Origin of the sequence: Vibrio frigidus, from assembly GCF_042465995.1 — a bacterium.
Lineage (GTDB): Bacteria > Pseudomonadota > Gammaproteobacteria > Enterobacterales > Vibrionaceae > Vibrio.
This window is the reverse complement of sequence record NZ_JBCDMC010000004.1, coordinates 308,130-328,764: the sequence shown is the minus strand read 5'-3', so window position 1 is coordinate 328,764 and position 20,635 is coordinate 308,130. Positions and strand designations below refer to the sequence as shown.

General features: G+C 42.3%; 21 protein-coding genes. 9 read left to right on the top strand and 12 right to left on the bottom strand.

The window, feature by feature from the left end; translation table 11 throughout:
• The first annotated feature begins 65 nt into the window (after window positions 1-65).
• On the top strand, window positions 66-965 hold the full coding sequence (locus tag AACW90_RS09190; protein ID WP_390233427.1) for an AraC family transcriptional regulator: 900 nt from the start codon (window positions 66-68) through the stop codon (window positions 963-965).
• Window positions 966-1,002: 37 nt separating this feature from the next.
• On the opposite strand, the gene AACW90_RS09185 is transcribed toward AACW90_RS09190, so the two are convergent.
• Entirely contained in the window at window positions 1,003-1,962 is a 960-nt protein-coding gene (locus AACW90_RS09185; protein WP_390233424.1) for a LysR substrate-binding domain-containing protein, read from the bottom strand.
• Between the two features lie 99 nt (window positions 1,963-2,061).
• On the opposite strand from AACW90_RS09185, the gene AACW90_RS09180 reads away from it, so the two are divergent.
• Window positions 2,062-2,268, top strand: coding sequence for a DUF1127 domain-containing protein (locus AACW90_RS09180; RefSeq protein WP_390233422.1), 207 nt, complete (start codon window positions 2,062-2,064; stop codon window positions 2,266-2,268).
• Window positions 2,269-2,395: 127 nt separating this feature from the next.
• Window positions 2,396-2,785: an MAPEG family protein gene (locus AACW90_RS09175; protein WP_390233420.1), complete on the top strand. Its 390-nt coding sequence runs from the start codon at window positions 2,396-2,398 to the stop codon at window positions 2,783-2,785.
• A 25-nt stretch (window positions 2,786-2,810) separates the two neighbouring features.
• Here AACW90_RS09175 and AACW90_RS09170 read toward each other — a convergent pair whose 3' ends face one another.
• Window positions 2,811-3,677, bottom strand: coding sequence for an EamA family transporter (locus tag AACW90_RS09170; RefSeq protein ID WP_390233419.1), 867 nt, complete (start codon window positions 3,675-3,677; stop codon window positions 2,811-2,813).
• A 414-nt stretch (window positions 3,678-4,091) separates the two neighbouring features.
• Between AACW90_RS09170 and glpD the strand changes: the two genes are divergently transcribed.
• On the top strand, window positions 4,092-5,621 hold the full coding sequence (gene glpD / locus AACW90_RS09165; protein ID WP_390233417.1) for a glycerol-3-phosphate dehydrogenase: 1,530 nt from the start codon (window positions 4,092-4,094) through the stop codon (window positions 5,619-5,621).
• A 182-nt stretch (window positions 5,622-5,803) separates the two neighbouring features.
• Here glpD and AACW90_RS09160 read toward each other — a convergent pair whose 3' ends face one another.
• Both AACW90_RS09160 and AACW90_RS09155 read right to left on the bottom strand, forming a co-directional pair.
• On the bottom strand, window positions 5,804-6,784 hold the full coding sequence (locus tag AACW90_RS09160; RefSeq protein WP_390233549.1) for a Gfo/Idh/MocA family protein: 981 nt from the start codon (window positions 6,782-6,784) through the stop codon (window positions 5,804-5,806).
• Window positions 6,785-6,807: 23 nt separating this feature from the next.
• Window positions 6,808-7,095 carry a putative quinol monooxygenase gene (locus AACW90_RS09155; RefSeq protein ID WP_390233415.1) on the bottom strand — a complete coding sequence of 96 codons (288 nt, stop codon included), beginning with the start codon at window positions 7,093-7,095 and terminating at the stop codon, window positions 6,808-6,810.
• 120 nt (window positions 7,096-7,215) lie between these two features.
• Between AACW90_RS09155 and AACW90_RS09150 the strand changes: the two genes are divergently transcribed.
• The 4 genes from AACW90_RS09150 to msrB all read left to right on the top strand — a co-directional run bounded on the left by AACW90_RS09150 (window position 7,216) and on the right by msrB (window position 11,675).
• On the top strand, window positions 7,216-8,091 hold the full coding sequence (locus AACW90_RS09150) for a LysR substrate-binding domain-containing protein (protein WP_390233413.1): 876 nt from the start codon (window positions 7,216-7,218) through the stop codon (window positions 8,089-8,091).
• Window positions 8,092-8,210: 119 nt separating this feature from the next.
• Window positions 8,211-9,305 carry a PfkB family carbohydrate kinase gene (locus AACW90_RS09145; RefSeq protein ID WP_390233412.1) on the top strand — a complete coding sequence of 365 codons (1,095 nt, stop codon included), beginning with the start codon at window positions 8,211-8,213 and terminating at the stop codon, window positions 9,303-9,305.
• The gene (locus AACW90_RS09140; protein ID WP_390233410.1) at window positions 9,299-10,216 is read left to right on the top strand and encodes a pseudouridine-5'-phosphate glycosidase; all 918 of its coding nucleotides are present in this window, start codon (window positions 9,299-9,301) and stop codon (window positions 10,214-10,216) included. Before AACW90_RS09145 ends, AACW90_RS09140 begins: the two co-directional genes overlap by 7 nt.
• A 316-nt stretch (window positions 10,217-10,532) precedes the next feature.
• A complete protein-coding gene (gene msrB / locus AACW90_RS09135) occupies window positions 10,533-11,675 on the top strand; it encodes a peptide-methionine (R)-S-oxide reductase MsrB (protein ID WP_390233408.1) in 1,143 nt (380 codons plus the stop codon).
• A 124-nt stretch (window positions 11,676-11,799) separates the two neighbouring features.
• Here the strand turns inward: msrB and AACW90_RS09130 are convergent, their stop codons facing one another.
• Window positions 11,800-12,555: a nitroreductase family protein gene (locus AACW90_RS09130; protein ID WP_390233406.1), complete on the bottom strand. Its 756-nt coding sequence runs from the start codon at window positions 12,553-12,555 to the stop codon at window positions 11,800-11,802.
• Between the two features lie 29 nt (window positions 12,556-12,584).
• Window positions 12,585-13,433 (bottom strand): 3-mercaptopyruvate sulfurtransferase, encoded by an 849-nt coding sequence (gene sseA / locus AACW90_RS09125; protein ID WP_390233404.1) that lies wholly within the window; start codon window positions 13,431-13,433, stop codon window positions 12,585-12,587.
• A gap of 207 nt (window positions 13,434-13,640) precedes the next feature.
• On the opposite strand from sseA, the gene AACW90_RS09120 reads away from it, so the two are divergent.
• Window positions 13,641-14,096 carry a hypothetical protein gene (locus AACW90_RS09120; protein ID WP_390233401.1) on the top strand — a complete coding sequence of 152 codons (456 nt, stop codon included), beginning with the start codon at window positions 13,641-13,643 and terminating at the stop codon, window positions 14,094-14,096.
• A 117-nt stretch (window positions 14,097-14,213) separates the two neighbouring features.
• Here AACW90_RS09120 and AACW90_RS09115 read toward each other — a convergent pair whose 3' ends face one another.
• The 6 genes from AACW90_RS09115 to AACW90_RS09090 all read right to left on the bottom strand — a co-directional run bounded on the left by AACW90_RS09115 (window position 14,214) and on the right by AACW90_RS09090 (window position 20,604).
• Complete coding sequence (locus AACW90_RS09115; RefSeq protein ID WP_390233399.1) at window positions 14,214-15,197, bottom strand: glutathione S-transferase family protein; 984 nt, start codon at window positions 15,195-15,197, stop codon at window positions 14,214-14,216.
• A 47-nt stretch (window positions 15,198-15,244) separates the two neighbouring features.
• Entirely contained in the window at window positions 15,245-15,940 is a 696-nt protein-coding gene (locus tag AACW90_RS09110) for a pirin family protein (RefSeq protein ID WP_390233397.1), read from the bottom strand.
• A 202-nt stretch (window positions 15,941-16,142) separates the two neighbouring features.
• Entirely contained in the window at window positions 16,143-17,438 is a 1,296-nt protein-coding gene (locus tag AACW90_RS09105; RefSeq protein WP_390233396.1) for a MipA/OmpV family protein, read from the bottom strand.
• Between the two features lie 207 nt (window positions 17,439-17,645).
• Window positions 17,646-19,166 (bottom strand): tripartite tricarboxylate transporter permease, encoded by a 1,521-nt coding sequence (locus AACW90_RS09100; RefSeq protein ID WP_390233394.1) that lies wholly within the window; start codon window positions 19,164-19,166, stop codon window positions 17,646-17,648.
• On the bottom strand, window positions 19,167-19,616 hold the full coding sequence (locus AACW90_RS09095) for a hypothetical protein (RefSeq protein WP_390233392.1): 450 nt from the start codon (window positions 19,614-19,616) through the stop codon (window positions 19,167-19,169). It lies immediately after the preceding gene.
• Between the two features lie 52 nt (window positions 19,617-19,668).
• Window positions 19,669-20,604: a tripartite tricarboxylate transporter substrate binding protein gene (locus AACW90_RS09090; RefSeq protein ID WP_390233390.1), complete on the bottom strand. Its 936-nt coding sequence runs from the start codon at window positions 20,602-20,604 to the stop codon at window positions 19,669-19,671.
• Window positions 20,605-20,635 lie beyond the last annotated feature (31 nt).

Here is a 20,635-nt window from a genome sequence, read left to right as displayed (position 1 = left end):
TAACTGTACAAAAACACAGTAAATTGTACACTTACACTATCATTTATTGTTATAAAGAGACCCAAATGAGAACGAATTACCAAACTAAACTGAAGCCCGTTATTCGTTTTTTAGAACAAAATTACAATGTGCCGCTCAACTTAGAAGAGGTGGCTAAATTAGCCGCACTTTCCCCCTATCACTTCCACCGAGTTTTCAAAAGTGTTACTGGGGAAACATTAAATGAATTTCTACGTCGTCTTCGATTACAAAAAGCAGCACACGATCTCTTCTATAACAAACCCCCTATTATTGACGTCGCCTTAGAGCAAGGGTTTTCCAGTTCCCAAAACTTCGCGAAAGCATTTCGCAAACATTTTGATCTTTCCCCCAGTGACGTTCGCGAATGTACTAATCTCGCCATTTTTTCTCAGGTTCTTCGAAAGAGCAAGATAGGAAACACACACAGCAAAAACGGAAACGACTTAGTCGAAAACACTTCCTATAATTCTTCTCACACGACACAGAGGAGAATAAACATGATTAAACAACAATTTGACCAAGGAACCTTAGCCTACGTTCGAGTCACTGGACCTTACGGTGAGAACTACAAACCCGCACTCGACGCCCTGTATGGTTGGGCAAGCTCCGAAGGCGTCGCAAATGCTACTTGTATCTTCATCTACCACGACAACCCCGAAATAACGCCGGCGGAAAAGTGCCGAACGGATATTGGCTTATTGGTCCCAAAGAATGTCAAAGTAGCGGGAGCGGTAGAGAAACAACCATTTGTCGGGGGCACATATGCCACGATGCGAAAACAGATCACTGACATGTCCCAATACGGACCGGCGTGGAACGAACACATCGGCCAGATCGTTGATCTAGGGATAGAGATGGGTGACGGCCCATGCTTTGAGCTTTACCATAGCTTCAACCCAGAAACCAATGAATCGGATGTTAGTTTCTGTAGCTCAATTAGGTAATAATTGTATACGCAGCCTTATCTCAAGTTAGATAAGGCTAGGGTCTTTTGAGGTCAATCACGCCATCCTTTTCCGGTGGCAGATCAAGAAGATTGATACCTTCTGCGTCGTTTTGTCTAAACTCTTGCACCTGTTGTTGAATCCAGTCAACAAATGAGCGAATTTTTTCACGACGAAAGTACCCCTTAGGTGCACAAAGATAATAACTGTATCGAGATTTTACCGCTTTATCGCCGATACGCACCAAGTTCCCCTCACGTAAATATCTATTCGCCAAACTATGTTTAACTAAGGCTACGCCTTGCGCTGACAACGCCCCTTCCATGACAAATTGCGAACCATCATATTCAATGGAAGCGTGTCCCGTAGAAAGCTGCATCGTTTCAAACCATATTGACCAATTCATATCCGGCCATACGTCTTCAATTAGGTCTACTTTAGATAGATTAGATACATCGAATAGTTGATGCCGCTGTTGATAGCTAGGGTGACAAACAGGATATAGGATTTCATCCATCAACCAAACAGATTCAACATTAGTGTATTGGCCGTGACCATAACGAATACAGATATCCACTAAGCCGTCTTGAAAGTTGACTAGCTCATTTTTTGGGTCCACCAATAACGACAACTGAGGGTAGAGAGATCGAAAATGATTAATACGTGGAATCAACCAATGTTGGGCAAAAGTCGGATGAGTAGAAATAGACAACCGACTGGGCTCTGGATCTTGGCTTAGGTTTCTGACGCCATCTTGCAGATGAGCAAATCCTTTTTTTGCTGACTGAAAAAGCGTCTCGCCTTCGGCCGTCAACAGAACTTTTCTGTGTTGACGCACAAATAACTCGCAATCTAACCATTCTTCTAACTGACGTATTTGTTGACTGATCGCCGCTGCACTAACAAACAACTGCTCAGCGGCTAATTTAAAACTGCCTTTTTCTGCAGCTACATAAAAATAAAATAAGCCTTGTAGGGGAGGCAATTTATCTTTCACTTAAGTTCTCCTTAACTCAATGTCAATTTCTATCGTTTGTCAGAACGAGCACATTGAATGAGTATTGACCATGAAGTCCACTATGTTCAAGGAGTATTTATGACTATTCACACAAATTCATCACTCAATTACAATCGTCTTAGTACGCAAGTTTCGCTTAAGAATTTCTTCATCTTGATAAAGAAATGGCACCACAATGCTCGTAGCCGACAGACTCTAAACGAGCTCTCCAAGCACCAACTGGCCGACATTGGACTAGATAAATTGCAGGCAGTAAAAGAGGTCCAAAAACACTTTTGGCAATAGTAAAAACGGCAGATGCTAACCACATACACAGAAAGGCCATGGTCTAGCGCATTGAAAAAAACGAGAAATAAGAATCAAACTCCTTTACTCTAGAGTTCTATTGAAGATTTAGATAATGGAATGAACAATGATTACTGCGCTATATGCATCCTTACTTATGCTGTTAATAATTTGGTTAACCGTTAAGGTGATTAAACAACGCCAATCCGGAAAAATAGCGTATGCAGACGGAGGAGTAAAAGAGCTTCAGATAGCTCGCTCGGCACACGGAAATGCATCAGAAACCATACCTATAACATTAGTTTTAATGATTCTTTTAGAGTTAAATGGTGGCAATATTTATCTGTTGCACTTGTGCGGAGTAGCACTATTACTGGGCCGAATACTTCATGGAACAGGGATTCTTAACGAAAACTTTGGCAACAGAAAAAAAGGTATGGTGCTCACCTTTATCAGTCAATTAATTCTTGTCGTTGGCAACCTCATCTACTTACCTTTCGACAAAATGTTTGGCTAAGCAAACTTTGCTAATATATAACATACTAAAGATAAAAGGTGCCAACAGCGACAAACATCATCGCGGCACCGAATAATTTTTTCTGCCAGAGTACTTTAGACTGGTTGATCTGATGCCTAAAAAAGAAAAACGCAAGCAGAACACCAATCACACCTCGTAAAGATTGGATAACATTTCCTGTCACTACACCGCTCATATTGAACCCAATCAACAAGAAAACCACGGCAATTAACCATGCTATCGCAACCCATTTCACTTGATAAGCCATTTTAAACGTCACGCCTTTTACAGGCATTAAAAATAGACTCCCCAATCCACAGATAAAATAGTTAATCGAAATAGTCACTACCGACTGCTCAAATGGGTTTGACTGAATAATCTCTTTTGAAAACTGCGCAATGGCCATATCAGCAAAGCTATAACCGACACTTGCCGCCAAAACCAGTAAAAGCGGCTTCATCGCTATTTTTCCTGACAGCGCTGAAAACTGCCATGCGATAAGCAGGATAAATAAAATGGATAGCCATTGCATTAAGGTAAACTCGGCATTAAACATCACGATAGATATCATTGCCAACACCGGAATTTTGATTGCCAGCAGCGGTGATACTACCGAAGCATCACTAAGTTTTATGGCTTTTATAAGCATATACTGAGCAAAAAGGTAAGGGAGATTAATAAGCAGTATATCTAAGGTTAGAGAGGGTTCAATTAAGCGCCAATAACCCATAAATAACACGGGATATGCGGCAAACACCCCAATCGTGACATGTACCGCGATCAGTAGTCTCACCCCATCAATATTAAAATTTTGTTGGCAACGTTGAGTAAGAATATAGTTAGTCGCTTGGAAAAAGGCGGCCAGAAAGCTAGCAATAAACCCTAAAATCATATTAGGTGAATCTTCTAAGTGGTGTGGGGGAACACATGGAGCATTCAATAAAGGAAATATAATGCAGCCTGAAGGGTTTCTATACCAGTGGCTCTTCTGTACCAACAATCAACGTATTGTATCACCATGTTCTAATTGAAGATATTACCACCGCATTTCATTCCGTCTTTTGATCACCAAGAAACGGTCACTCTCTTTTCGCTCGTACGAGCAAAAAAGAAATCGCAACATTCCAGCAACAGAAACCGACGATAATACAGGCTATAATGGCGATAATTGATTATTTTGAGCACTGACCTGTCAATTTTGTAAAAAATAATTAACAACTTTTTATACGGTTTAATTCGATTTTTTGTCGGTTATGTGCTTTTATATAGACATCAATGCTCGAACGAACATAAAAGAGTCGGTATAATGGAAAAAGTAGAAAACGTTCATGATTTAATTGTCATCGGTGGAGGCATTAATGGTGTCGCTGTCGCCAGTGATGCGGCGGGTCGCGGGTTAGACGTCGCGTTATTTGAGATGAACGATCTCGCATCTGCCACCTCCTCCGCAAGTAGTAAACTGATACATGGTGGGCTTCGTTATCTTGAGCATTACGAGTTTCGTTTAGTCAGTGAGGCACTAGCAGAGCGCGAAGTATTGTTGAATAACGCCCCTCATCTGGTAGCGCCTTTACGTTTTCAATTACCGCATCGCCCACACCTACGCCCAGCTTGGATGATTCGTATCGGTCTGTTTCTTTACGATAACATCGGCAAGCGCGTCTCTTTACCCGCAAGCCACGGACTAAAATTTGCTTCCAACGGGCCTTTATTGCCACAAATGAAAAAAGGCTTCGAGTATTCCGACTGTGCCGTAGACGACGCTCGATTAGTGGTTATTAACGCCAAATTAGCGCAAGAGAAAGGGGCAAAGATACACACACGCTCAAAATGTATTGACGCAACGCGCAGCAAAGAAGGTTGGACGGTCACGATAGAAGATACATTGACAGGAAAAACAACCGAGTTTAAATCGAAAGCGTTAGTCAATGCTGCCGGACCATGGGTCGATAAATTTTTTGACTCACAGCTAAAAATGACTTCGCCTCGTGGGATTCGATTGGTGAAAGGCAGCCATGTCATTGTGCCCAAGATGTATGAAGAAAATCATGCCTTCATTTTGCAGAACGAAGATAACCGAATTGTATTTGTACTGCCCTATCTCGATGATTATTCAGTTATTGGTACCACTGACGTGGAATACACAGGCGACCCTTCAAAAGTGACGATAGATGATGACGAAATAAGCTACCTATGTGATATCGTTAATCAGCACTTTGTTAAACCCGTCTCTCCAGACGATGTCATCTCAACCTGGTCAGGTGTCCGTCCTCTTTGTGAAGATGAGTCATCCGATGCGCAAGCGGTAACGAGAGATTACACCATTGAGCTCGATGACCAACAACAAGATGCGCCTTTACTTTCCATATTTGGTGGTAAACTCACCACCTACAGAAAGCTTGGTCAAGCCGCCGTCGACCAGCTTGCACCTTTCTTTCCTGAGATGAATGAGCCATGGACTAAAACCGCGACATTACCAGGTGGCGATTTTATCAGCCGAGATAGCTTGCAAAGCACGCTTTTAAAGCAGTATCCATGGTTGGATGCCAACATTGCGCGGCGCTTTGTTAGGGCTTATGGCACTCTTTCCGTTTCTATCCTTAAACAGATAAGTAGCGTAGAAGAACTTGGTATGCACTTTGGACACGGTTTGTATCAAGCGGAAGTCGATTATTTGGTCGCTGAGGAGTGGGCCGTCAGTGTCGAAGATATTCTTTGGCGCAGAAGCAAACTCGGACTCAAGTACACACAAGCAGAAGTTAACGCTTTAGATGCATACCTTAATCCCCTCAGCACACAAGCTGAAAAGGTAGAAGACACGGCTTTATCGGCTTGATTAGCGGGAATACCTTCGTATTAGGCGATTAAATCCGCCCCCCCAAGTTCAGTTGTCCCCACTATTGTGGGGATGTCATCTGTTCTAACGATCCCATGAGCAACAAGGCATCCCATAACTATAAATACATCTGTTTATTCTGCAAAAGCCCTCGTTTAACCGCTTATCCACGACTCAGTTGTTCATAAACCTATAGCGGCTTCCCAATCGGTTAGGAGTCGCATGATTGTTCGGGAGTCTTCCGGCCGCGCGCTGGTTCCTTTCAACGTGAGATCACCCTGCTCTACCGCTTGTCTTATATTTCGTACTTGATACAAGAAGCCATTCCCTCTCGCATCTACATTGACCACTCTTCCATCTTGCTCATACTCAGTAACCACAAAATGATTCCCTATCGCTTCCGGTAACCAAGGGTTCGACGAAATCGTGAGGCTTCCTTTGCTTCCAAGAATCGTGAATTGTGGAAACAAACCATGGTCTTCTGCCGTATGTAACTGCGCAACAACACCATTTTTAAATTGAAACGTTGCGGCGGTATCACATATATTCCCATCGGTACCCATTTTACCAAATGCAGCCAAATTGTATTGACCAAACACTTGCTCACCAAAACAGCTTTTTAGTACAAGATGCATAAGAGACACAGGATAACAACCTAGATTATAAAGCGCGCCTTTACTATCTGGATTAACAAACTCAGCAATAGAGGCCACATACTGCGCATTAATCGACTTTACTTCGCCAATACTTCCGTTAGCAAGTTCCTCCATGATCTGAGCAATAAGCGGATGGTTGAGATACATCAAACCTTCCGCAAAAAAAACGTTGTGCTTTTCGACCGCTCGCAGCGCTAAATCGGTCTTCTCCATATCAACAGAAAGTGACTTTTCACTCAAGATAGCTTTGCCAGCTTGCGCTGCTTTAATAATGTACTCATGATGAAGATGATTTGGTAAGGCAACATAAACGACATCAACCTCTTTATCGTTAATCAACGCATCGAAGTCTTGGTAAACCTTCTCAACCTGATGCTGTTTTGCAAACGCTTGCAGTGGTTCGAGCGAACGACCAGCAACAGCACATATCTCGGTTGTTCCTTCTTCTTTGATGGCATCGGCCATGACACCGGAAATAAAGCTTGTTCCTAAAATACCCCATTTCAGTTTCTTATCCATATTGTTTCTCTTTAGAGTTGGTAAGTTTGATAGGCGCTAACAAGGTCAGTGAATCCTTGTTTAATAAACTTCTGCGTATGCTCGGCGCGAAAATGCTTTTCATAGGCGGCTTCATCTTCATAACGCTCCCAAAATATAAACTGTCGTGCGTCTGTTTTACTCTTCATCGGTATTGCCATGGTACAGCCTTCTTCACTGTTCATACTTACACAAAACGCTTTGATCGCCAGTAACGCATGGTCATAATTTACATCTTCTTTGATGCGAATTTCTGCTGTAATAAATAGACCTTTATCCACTTCAATCTCTCTAATAACTTGGGTTCATTGTATTCATTAATGTAATTGACTCCCCATAATTTATAAACGATCATATTGTTTATTCTTTATAAACCATGAGTTACTAATAGGGCATATCAAATGGACAAGCTAAAAAGTATGCAAGTTTTCGTTTACGTGGTTGAACATGGCACATTTTCCAGCGCTGCGGTTCATTTTTCGATAACCGCTACCATGATTGGTAAACATATAAAACAACTTGAGAAACAGCTTGGAACTCAACTCATCACTCGAACCACGAGAAAACAGTCATTAACTGAATCTGGTCAACTTTATTACAGCGACTGCAAACGAATATTAGAAGAAATCACCAACGTAGAAAATAAAATACTCACCGTTGAAAACAGACCAAAAGGGACGGTAAGAATTAATGCGCCTGTCACGTATGGAAGTATTGTTTTGGCCCCTATTGTCGCCGATTTTCTTAAGCTATACCCAGAGATTAACATAGAGCTCACCTTGGATAATCTTCGTATCGACCCTATTCTTGATCAAGTTGACATCATCATTCGCATTGGCCATCTTACCGATTCAACGTTGATTGCTCGCCCATTAGGCCAGTATGAGATGATATTTAGCGCCTCCCCAAAATATTTATCCACCTACGGCATACCAAGCAAGGTCAAGGATCTAGTGAGTCATCATTGCTTGGGCTTCCACTATGGGGATATTCAATCTCATCAGGCGAGTCGATTAGGCACACATGCCTTTGATAAAACCAATATCCGTTTATCCTCAAACAATGGTTATGCGCTGAAAATAGCTGCTTTACAAGGCCTTGGGATAATGCTCCAGCCGAAGATTTCACTTACTTCTGAGATAACCGACCAATCGCTTATTCAGATTCTTGATGACGAATCACCAACCTCTAATCCAATACATGTGTTGTATAAGAGCAAGTTCATTCCTATCAAAACACGAACATTTGTCGACTATTTATTAGAATGTACTGTGTAATCTGACGCTTATATGTGATTTAAATTGTGATCCAGAGCAAACGGTTACCTTTCTGACTATCATTTTGCAGAACGCCGGCCTATCATGCAAACTTAAGTTTGGTTGACGGACATATGTTTATGACTGAAAGAGAACAACAGATATTAAGTATCTTGCGAACAGAACCAATGATCGCACAACAAGTTCTAGCGGATAAGCTAGGGTTAAGCCGCAGCGCCGTTGCTGGCCATATCATGAACCTCACAAAAAAAGGGTTCATTCAAGGCAAAGGGTACATCATTGCACCCAACCAATACGCTATGGTCATTGGTGGTGCCAATATGGACCTTTGCGGACGCTCCTCTGCCGCTTTAATTCAAGGTGATTCTAATCCTGGCCAGCTCACAAGTGGTGCTGGAGGCGTAGCAAGAAATATTGCTGACAATCTTAGTCGTTTAGGCAGTTCCGTACAGTTTATTGGTGCCATGGGTGACGATAATTGGGGTGAGCAGCTTAAATCTGCCTGCCGTGAAGCTGGCGTTAGTGTCGAGCACTGTTTAACAGTGACAGGCGCAACATCTAGCAGTTATTTGTCGATACACGACCATGACGGCGAGATGCAATTAGCACTTAACGACATGAAATTGATCGACCGACTTAATGCCGAGCAACTCGCTCAACGTGAAGGGGCCATTGCTCGCTCTAGCGCGATTGTTCTCGATGCTAACTTAAGCCACAGTGCTCTTGAATACCTCTTTCATGTTCATAGTGACATCGACATTTTTGTCGACCCTGTTTCGTCAGTCAAAGCGCCCAAGCTACTGCCATTCTTAGATAAAATTCACATGTTAAAACCAAACTTAATGGAAGCGGAATTACTGTCTGGCATCACGTTTACACAACAGAGCGACCTAGAAAAAATTGCTGGGACCCTACACAACAAAGGGGTTGAGCAAATACTGATAAGCCTTGGAAGCAAAGGAGCTTATTCCAGCTGTAGCGAGGGAGCAACATTTATCCCTCCATCAAAAACACAGGTTAACAATGTAACCGGAGCAGGCGATGCGTTAATGGCTGGCCTTACTCACGGGTACCTGAATCAATGGCAGTGGAGTAACACTGTCGAATTTGCACTTGGCGCAGCACGATTAGCGCTAGTTGCTGAAAACACGATTAATTCAACTATGTCTGAAAAAGCGGTTCGACGCTTAATAGAGGAAACCATCACATGTTAGAGAAATACCTTGATATCCAACCAGAAGTGGCACAAGCATTAGCCAACAACCAACCTGTTGTTGCCCTAGAATCAACAATCATCTCACATGGTATGCCATTTCCAAGGAATGTAGAAACGGCTCTGTTGGTTGAGAACACCATCCGTGAACAAGGTGCTGTCCCTGCCACTATCGCTATCATCAATGGTCGCTTAAAGGTTGGACTTTCAGAAGAACAGATCACACACCTAGGCAAAGCTGGTTCAGCCGTAACCAAAGTAAGCCGTCGTGATATACCTTTTGTAGTCGCAAGCAAACAAGATGGCGCAACGACCGTTGCAGCTACAATGATTCTGGCATCAATGGCGGGTATTAAAGTCTTCGCTACGGGTGGTATTGGTGGTGTTCACCGTGGTGCACAACAAACCATGGACATCTCTGCTGATCTGCAAGAGCTTGCAAATACAGATGTTGCGGTTATCTGTGCGGGTGCTAAATCGATTCTTGATCTTGGACTTACGCGCGAATACCTTGAAACTCAAGGTGTACCAGTAATTGGTTACCAAACTGACAGCCTTCCGGCGTTTTACACGCGTGAAAGTGAGCACAGCATCGATTATCGCCTAGATACTGCAGATCAAATTGCATTGGCACTCAAAGCAAAATGGGAAATGAATTTAAACGGGGGCGTTGTGATAGCCAACCCAATTCCTGTTGAATTTGCCATGCCAACAGACACCATTACTAACGCTGTCAATACAGCATTGGCGGAAGCGGAAGCGCAAGGTATCTCAGGTAAGGAATCAACACCATTCTTGTTGGCTCGCGTTTGCGAACTAACCGGTGGCAACAGCCTAGATTCAAATATTCACCTCGTATTAAACAACGCTCGTTTAGGCGCTCAAATCGCGATTGAATACAGCAAGCTTTAACACATAATTGATTCGCAAAACGGGACAATTAATTAATGGTTGTCACAAGTAGCAATCAAATAAAATAAGCTCGATGGCGCAAACCGCAATAGGCAGAAATGTCTTGAACGGCTTGCAAAGTCGAGTTCATTTTGATCGTTTCCGCAATAAGAACGGTATAATTTCTTCTTTATTCACAACTCTCCTTAGGCGACTCGCCTCTCTTTTTCAAGAAAATCAAAGATTCCAAAATTTAAAATGCCTTTTTTTGAAAGTAATTCGGTCTTTCCCCTTTCTATATCCCTACATAACTTTACAAACAACAAAAGGGAAAGACATGAAGCGATTATCCAAGTGGTTGCTCTCTTTCGCGGTGATATTGCCAGCACTCGTACTGATCATCATGCCAGAAAGCTCTGCTAACGCAGAGAGCAACAAACCAACCGCTATGAACAGTCAAGTTGCCACACTTGCTGGTGGTTGTTTTTGGTGTACAGAATCTGATTTCGAGAAACTCGATGGCGTAACAGACGTCGTTTCTGGTTATGCCGGTGGTGAGCTAGATAACCCAACCTACAAACAAGTCTCTTCAGGTAAGTCTGGGCACATTGAAGTTATTCAGGTTACCTATGACGCAGATAGCCTAAGCTACGAACAGATACTCGATCACCTTTTTAGACATATGGATCCAACAGATGACAAAGGGTCATTTGTCGACCGTGGTCCGCAATATCGTCCGGCTATTTTTTATCACACGCCAGAGCAAAAAGCGATCGCGATGCAGTTCATTAAAGAGGTGGATGATGCTGGAATATATCCAGATCCAATTGCCACTGAATTAATAGAATATACCGAGTTCTTTCCGGCGGAAGATTACCATCAGGATTACTATAAAAAGAGCAAGGTTCGCTATAACTACTACCGCTATGCATCGGGTCGAGATCAATACTTAGACAAGCTGTTTGGCGAAGACAGAAACGAGAACCAGGTTACGTTACGCCAAATAATTGATGGCAAAAAACAAACTGTAAGCCTAAAAAAATATCGTAAGCCCTCGGATGAAGAGATCCGCAAAAACCTTACTTCATTACAGTATGATGTAACCCAAGAAGATGCGACTGAACGCCCATTCAACAACCCTTACTGGGATAACAAAAAAGAAGGGATTTACGTAGATATTGTTACGGGTGAACCTCTTTTCTCTTCAACCGATAAATACAAATCGGGAACTGGCTGGCCAAGTTTTACCAGACCGCTTGCTGGTAGTTACGTTGTCACAACGACGGACTACAAACTGATTTATCCAAGAACAGAAGTAAGAAGTAAGTTTGGTGATTCACACCTAGGCCATGTATTCAAGGATGGGCCAGCCCCAACCGGGCTTAGATACTGTATGAACTCGGCTTCAATGCGATTTGTCCCAGTAGAGAAGATGGGGACAGAGGGATACGAGGAGTATCTACATTTATTTGAAGGATAAAGAGTGATTTCCACTCAGGAATGACAGGCGTCAATACACTCTATTCCACCATCCCCACGAAAGTGGGGATTTTTTAACAAAAGAGCCTCGTTGCTACCTCTATATCTGTCCGTTGGATTGCCTATCAATGAGTGAATACAACCTCATTACGACTGACCCTTTGACGTTCGCTGTAAATACCATCTTCAGTACGCGAACCACAGCTTATTATCATAGTAATTTCCGCGTTTTTTTCTAAATCTAACAACACTTTGGCTCGTTTTGAATCAAAACCTTCCATTGGGCACGTATCGTATCCTTCTGCCCGCATAGCGGTCATAAATGTCATTGCGGCAAGCGAACTACTTTTATGTAGACTGACTCGAAGATCGGACTTTCCAACCTCTCTCACTGACGGTTTTTTCATACCTAAATATGCACTCCACCACTTTCTGAATAGCCCAAACAAGCCAAATCTGTCGTTTCTATATAATATAGGAATAAGCTTTTCGTAGTATTGCAAGGCTCTTTTCGAAACCGCATCTTCGCGGCCTTCGAAGGCCTTACGCACATTTGCGGCATTCATTTGAACCCGAGGTCGCCACTTATCGGGAGTGACGACGAAAGCAACCAGTTCGTTAGCGGTTTTTGCCGCTTTCTGCCCCATACAGATATCGGCCAACTCACTTCGAGTCTGTTCACCAATGATTCGATGAAATTGCCAGAGCTGCATATTAGAACTATTTGGCGACAATATGGCCAAGTCGAGGGAACGACTCACCGCTTGATGATCAAACGCAGCAGTTTGATCATATTTTCTCACCGAACGACGCGACTGAATCAGTTGCTGAAAAATAGCTGATTGCGTGTCTTCTGGAGGATTTATTAACGTTGTTTCCACTCTACATACTCACTAAGTTACAAATAGGATTATTCAATAGAGAAGTCGTGCCTTGAACCCCACTCCGTCCATGAGCCGTCATACACCGACAGTTTTTGCTTATTACACTGCGTTGCAGCAAGCGCTAAAACGCAAGCGGTGACACCAGAACCACAGGTGAAAATAAGAGACTGAGAATCGTCACAGACGTCGGCGAACATCATTTTCAATTCGCTAACTGGCTTTAGATAACCATTCTCAACCAAACGAGGGAACGGTAAATTTATTGAACTGGGAATATGTCCGCTTCTAACATTTTCCCTCGGTTCTACTTGTTGACCATGGAAACGCTCTGCTGGTCGAGCGTCGATTATTGCCATCTCTGGGAGGTGCGTCTTTGTATTCAGTGTCTCGATATTGATCTGCCACTCTGAACATAGCTGCGCTTGATAGCGACAGCTTGGCAATGCAATGGGCTCACTATTGTCTAATGGTGCACTGGCGGCTTTCCAAGCTGGCAACCCACCATTTAGAACCGCAACATCATTGTGGCCCATGGCCTTAAACATCCACCATACTCGTGGCGAAGAAAACAAACCATGACTATCGTAGACCACAATTTTTGTGTCATTCGCAATACCTAACAACCCAACTTGTTCAGAAAAATAGTCTGCCGACGGCATCATGTGTGGCAAATCTGAACCTAGATCGCATATCAAGGTATCAAAATCAAAAAACAGTGCACCCGGTATTCGCTCTGACTGCCATTCTGACCGTCCATCCCTTTCTATGCCCGGCATAAACCAGCTTGCATCTATTACGGTTAGCTCCGGGTGGTTCAGGTGTATTTTTAGCCAGTCAACATCCACGACTGAACTCGATAATTCAAATAAACTCATCTGTTTTGATTCTCCATCTTAAAGTTCCATTTCCAGTAATCCAAACCCTTCATATCTACATATTGACGTTAGGTCTTTCCTTCACTTTCATGGTTATACCATAACAAAATAAGACAAAAAATGAATTCGCCTTCCCCAAGAGAAAGTATTAGAGTTAATAGATAAGGGTACCGAGCCCGAATTCAAGCATCTATTTAAAGGAAGACAATGAAAAGTATCTCTATTGCTACAGCGATAATCGCGCTTACTGGCTGTCAAGGCATGAGTAACGACAAACCATCCGATATGCCGATTTCAGATAACGGTCAAGCCCAGAACAGCGAACAATGCGCCATCTACGACACAAGAGATTGGCAGGCCAGCATCACGCCTTTAACTGGAAGCGATAACACCTATGTTCTCACGGTAAGTGGGCAGGTTGACCTACCCTCACCCGCGTATCAAGTGGTATGGCAGAAAGGGCCAATAGACAGAGCCAATCCACCAAGCTTGCGTCTAAAGTTAACCACACTAAACGCGACCAATGGTGCATCCATACAAGTCATAACAGCGACCAAAATAGAATACACATTAGAGACGCCGTTACCGGCAATGAGAAACGTGATGGTTTCCTGCGGTGATTCTGTTGTTGCAACCATTCCTGTGTCTACTGGCAGTCATTAATCTGACCCAGAAAAATATAGAAAGGTTTCGTGTAGAAGATATTTGCGTAATAAGTTTGAACCTAACCGATTTAAAATGTTCAGCTCATCTCCATTTAGATAAGTAATGTGATCTTAGTTAGGCGAATCGACGATGACGTGAATGAGCAGACATATAGTTAATCTCTGGCCCTTCAGGAACGATTTGTGTTGGATTGATCATTGTATGGCTAAAATAGTAGTGACGCTTAATATGAAAGAAATCCACTGTATCCGCAACACCTTGAAACTGATAGAGATCTCTTACGTACTCAGCAAGGTTTGGAAACTGTTCTATTTGTTGTCGGTTACACTTAAAATGCCCAAAATAGACTGGGTCAAAACGAATCAGAGTGGTAAAGAGTCGCCAATCTGCCTCAGTCAAGTTATTGCCCGCTAAGTAACGCTGCTGACCGAGAAGTTCTTCGATGTTATCTAGCGTCTCAAAAAGTACGGTGTAGGCTTCTTTATAGGCGGTGGGGCTGGTTGCAAATCCAGCTTTATAAACACCATTATTGATTGCGTGGTAGACAATATCATTCATCTCATCGATCTGCTTTCGTTGCGCCAACGGGTAAAAATCAAGTTGATTACCTGTCAAACCATTAAAGGCAGCGTTAAGCATTCTAATTATCTCAGACGATTCATTACTCACAATACGATTGGATTGTTTGTCCCACAAAACGGGCACTGTCACCCGTCCAGTATAGTTAGGCTGGTTGCGCGTATAGATTTGAAACAAGTGGTCTGATTGAAAAAGAGCATCACCAGAGCTATGGTTATCTCGGTCGAAACTCCAGCCACTATTAAGCATATCCGGGCTGACCACCGAGACAGTTATGTGCGATTCTAAGCCTTTTATTGCTCTAAAAATGAGAGTACGATGCGCCCAAGGACACGCCAATGAAACATACAAGTGATATCGGCCAGATTCTGCTTTAAAGCCACCTTCTCCTGTCGGACCGGCTGCACCATCTTCTGTCACCCAGTTGCGTAATTGGGCCTCTTCTCGCTTAAACTTGCCGCTGTTCTGTTTGGTTTCATACCATTGGTCGTGCCAAACACCATCTACGAGCAAACCCATATTTTTATCCTCTTACTTTCTGTAGTTTAATCCGTTCTATAAACAAATTAAGGCAAATCAAAAACAAGCGCTATCACCTGAGTATGGCCTTTGTTAACAAATAATATATTATCGACCGACTCAATTTTTACACCATCGCCCTCACTCAACGTCTGCTCATCCATGGTTAACTCCCCAGATATATGGTGCACATAAACCTTTCGGCCAGAACCAATGGTGAGGTTCAATTCTGTATTTGAATCAAGCACTAATTGATGCAACGTAGTATCTTGTTTGATGTTAAATGCGGTACCTTGCCCAGTTGGAGATGCAATCGTCGTTAATCCTACATCTGTACCAAAAGATCGTTGTTGGTACCCGGGGTTGTTACCGAATGAATTGGGTTGTATCCAGATCTGCAATAGACGCAGTTCATCACTTTGCGACGCGTTAAATTCACTATGGTATATGCCACTACCCGCCGACATTAACTGGTATTCTCCCGCAGAAAGTTGCTCAATATTGCCTTCGCTGTCTTTATGTTGAATGGCGCCTCTAAGCACAAACGTGATGATTTCCATATCCCGGTGACCATGGGTATCAAAACCTGCATTTGGCTTCAGCACGTCGTCATTAATCACTCGTAAAGCTGAAAACCCCATATGTTCCGGGTCATAATAATCAGCAAAAGAAAAGGTATGTTTACTCTCTATCCAGCCGTGATTCGCTTTGCCTCTATCTTGCGATGGTCTTATCGTAATCATATTACTACCTATCCATATTTTGTTGGCTATGACAAGTAAACATCGGCGTGCTTGCTATCATCAATAGGATCAGTATATCTCTGTTATTTTGGGTTTAATAACGCAATATATTGATACTCTATTTCAAAATATTTGAACCCACTTTGAGGGACTATGCTGCGATCTTTCGATAGTAACAACAGAATATTTAGAGACGTTTTGATTACAAATCGACTTGCAGATAAATGGTATTGTAGTTGCTTCCGCCCTTTATTCGACCAAACTGAGAAGACGACTCAAAGATGGCAGAACGATGATGCAGAGAGTAACCCAACCATATATTGTTCCAGTCTCGTTTGTTAAATAAGTCTCCGAGATTAACGTCATATGAGACATCCAAATAATTAAGAAGTTGGCTAGGTTCATACCCCTTATCAGCCATACTTTTTCCTTCCATATAGGTGATTTTATCAATATATGAAAGACCTTCAGCCAGACCAATTCGCCATTTGGTTGGCCAATTCAACGTATAGTACGCTTTAACCGCCACGACATATTCTGTGCTTGCCCCTTGAGCGTCCGACGTCCAGTGGTGAATCAAGCCGGGTGTAAGATAGATATCGAAATCATATCCAAACAGTTCATCAGTGAGGGGATAGCCATAAAAAATTGAACTGAGTGTTCCGTCATTTTCGTCTTTTTCGCTCTCCAAACGAAAAAGAATATCACCCATATTAGACGTCGTTGCCCAACCGTGTGCCACTCTCAAGTAAGGCGATATTGAGAGTGACTCTCGTGACGGTGTGCTTTTATCATTAAAAAAGGCAATACCTGCATAAGCTTCGCCTTGCCACCGTTCTTCAACTATCTCGGCCCTATAAGCATTGTTATCCAGATACGTAGCACCGATACTTCCCAATAAGTAGAAATTAGAAGTAACATGATATTTAGCCCTAACTGCGGCCGTCGCGTCTATTCCTCCATCAGTTGATTCTCCGGTTTCTTGCTTAAAGGCATAGTATTTCGAATTGAATTCTTGGCTTTTTAACCTAAGAGTGAGCTTGGGTTCCAACTGCCAGTTACCGAATTCATAGTCACCTGATAAAACAAAATTAGAATGTAGGTAAATATCTTCATCACTCATTAACTCAGCTTCGAAGTCCCAATGCTTATTAAATGGGCGTTGGAATTTAAGGCCAAGATCCGCGCTATCTCCACCAGCTTCATTTTGTAAAGAACGCGGTATATCAACAAAACGAGTACGCAATATAGCAAAGAGGTTGTAATCCAGTTCTGGGTGTGTGTACAGCTTCGCACCCCCCTCTAACCCATCCAGATAAAAAGTCTCACCTTGAAAAAAAAGCATCGGCACAAAAGAGTTAACGTAATCATCGCCAGACTCATTAGCAAAAGGAATTGTCGCGGAACGCATCACCCCAGCAATACCCCATTCTTGCTCTGAATAAGAAGCAAATACAGAGGTTGAAAAAAGTAAAACGATACATAAACCAAAACGCATAGTACAAACCCAACCAAATAAAATTTAAGTCCCTGTTTAGATTGTATAAGAACAAAGGCAAAAACACATCGAAAAGTATGCAGAGAGATATATAATAATTTAGCAACGTGACCAACCGTTTTTTATTATCAATGCTACGCTTAATGGCATTCGTTGACCCAGTAGATTATGTTCAGCTCAAAATATGAACATAACTACTGGACAGTCTTACAATGTGGCTTGATGCGTGTCTTCAGGTTCTGACTGTTTTTGACTTTTTGTCGTCAATTGTTTGTAGGCCGAGAATAGCAATATCAATGTGCTTGCTGCCAAAATTACCGCACTCAAAGGGTGGCTAACAAAGATAACATAGCTGCCTTTTGAAATGGTTAGCGCTTGTCGGAATGATGACTCGGCAATCGGGCCTAATACGATGCCCATAAGCAAAGGGGTTAATGGATAGTCAAACTTTGGAAGAAAGAATCCGATCATTCCAAATACCATCATAACTTGTACATCGAACAAGCTATTATTGACCGCGTAGCATCCCGATACACAGAAGATAAACAAAATAGAGGTAAACAAATATGGATTTATCTTCATCACGTTCTTATATATTTTGATATAAGCAAGCGCATGAAAGATCATCAAGATATTAATGATAAACAAGCTAAATATCATTCCATATACTTCTGTAGCATGATTTTCAAATAGCTTAGGACCGGGAATAAGGCCATGTACCATTAACGCCCCTAATAAAATGGCCGCAATGATGTCCCCAGGTATACCAAGCGTTAGCATTGGGATAAGTGTCGCGCCAGTAATACCATTGTTGCCCGCTTCAGATGCTGCAATACCTTCTAAACTGCCTTTACCAAATTGTTCCGGATTTTTAGAACTTCTTCTCGCTTCGTTGTAAGCCAAGAACGAAGAAGTTACGGCTCCAGTACCGGGTACTGCACCGATAAAAGTACCGATGAAAGAAGACTTAACAATTGTTTTCAATGATGGCAGAAATTCAGCCATCGTCAACGAACCTCCTGTTGTAGCAGGGACGCTGAGCTTTCCTGTTTTACGCAAGTCATCTATGCGCCGCAATATTTCAGAGACAGCAAACAACCCGATTAAGGCCGGTACAAGCTCGATACCGCCACTCAAATCTAATAGATCAAACGTAAACCGATCTAATCCATCTATCGGGTCCAAACCGACGGTTTTAATCAGCATTCCGATACATGCTGCCGCAATACCTTTCAAAATATTACTGTTTACTGCAATGACGACAGACAATCCAAACACGGCTAAAGCGAAGTACTCTGCTGACCCAAATTTGAGCGCAACTTTTGCTAATTGGGGTGCAATAAATAGCAGCATTAATGCGCTAATAATCCCACTAATCACCGACGCATAAAGCGCCATTTGCATCGCCTTTAATGCGAGACCTTTTTTCGTTAACTCAAAGCCATCATTTAACGTCGCGGCAGAAGCGGGTGTCCCAGGTGTTCGAATTAAAATTGCCGTGATTGAGCCTCCATATACCCCACCACAGTACACACCCAGTAGCATCCCTATCCCTGTCGTTGGAGCCATATTAAAGGTAAATGGTAGTGCTAGAGTGACCCCCATTACCGTCGTTAGACCCGGTAATGAACCGAAAATGATGCCGACAAGCAGGCCTACATTTATAAATAAAAACGTATCCCAGTTAAGCAGCATATAAAAACTGTTTAAAAGCTCTGCATAATTCATCTAAAGCACTCCCGTTGGCAATTCGATATATAGGAAGGTTGTGAAAATATAAGAGATAAAATAGACAATGATAGGAATGAGTACATAGGCATATACTTTTTTCAATCTAAGCGTCGCGAGTATCAAAACAGAGCCAATAGTAATTGCGATATTGAACCCTATATAAAACATAGCTATCACGGACAATAACATAATACTATACACTGCTATGGCCTGACCCGAAATAAGCTCTGCTCTTAATTCGCATCCACTTTTTGAAGTGAAAAAATCGTAGAGTCCACTCGTTACAGCCACAACAAACAACGCTTGGCAAAGTAGTGTGGGGAATGCTCTAGAGGAGACATAAGAAACTTGTAAGTCAGAAGTTTGATATGGAATCAATAGATAAATCACTACTGAAAATAAAATGATTATTAGGTTAAATATGTTCTTTGAGACGTTATTGTTCATCGTATTCATCCAAATAGCTGCCATATCTCAGTATGGCAGCCAACTACTTAGGTTATTTGATAATTCCCATCTCTTTCAGTAATGGGGGAAGTTCATTAAGTTCCTTATCAAAGTTCTGATAGATTTTTTCTGATGTTATATCGAATACGGTAATATTCGCGTTATTAGCAAAGGTCTTGAATTCTGCTGAATTCAGCATGGTTTCAAACCCTGAACGAATAGTTTCAATTCTATCTTTTGGCGTATCCTTAGGCGCCATAATAAAGTTGTAGTTATCCATTACTAGATCAAAACCGGCTTCACGTACTGTCGGAACATCTGGATACTCAGGTAACCTTTCTTCCGTGAATACGGCTAAAACACGCATCTTTTCACCCAAAGAAACTTCAATAGAAGGCTGCGTTATAGAGATATCAATGTGACCACCTATCATTGCAACATTCGCTTCTGTTGTGCTTTTGTAGATAACATTATCCATACCAAAGCCAACTGTCTTTGACAATGCCACCATCGCTATATTAGGCATACTACCAGCGCCAGGTGAACCAGCATTAAAATCATGTCCTTTTAGATCAGCTACCGTGTTATATGGTGAAGATTTAGACACAGCTAACAATAATGGTTCTGATGTTGTACCGATAACTGGAACAAAATCATCAAGAGAGTATTTTACTTTTCTGATCATTGGTTGAGTGGTTGACACACCAGAGGTATACCACATTAAAGTGTACCCATCCGCTTTTGCACGCGCCAGTTCTGTCGCTGCAATAGTGCCACCCGCACCCGTTCTGTTTTTCACAATAAGATTAGTGTGTATATATTTTTGCGCGACATTCGCTAATGCGCGAGCTTGAGTATCGGAACTACCACCGGGTCCCCAAGGCATTAATAGTGTAATCGGTTTCGCCGGAAACTCAGCTGCCGAAACAGATAGAGATAAAGCGGCTAGAGGTAAAGATAACAGTCCTAATAGATGCTTCCTATTCATGTCAGTTCTCCATTTTTTGTGTAGGTTATTG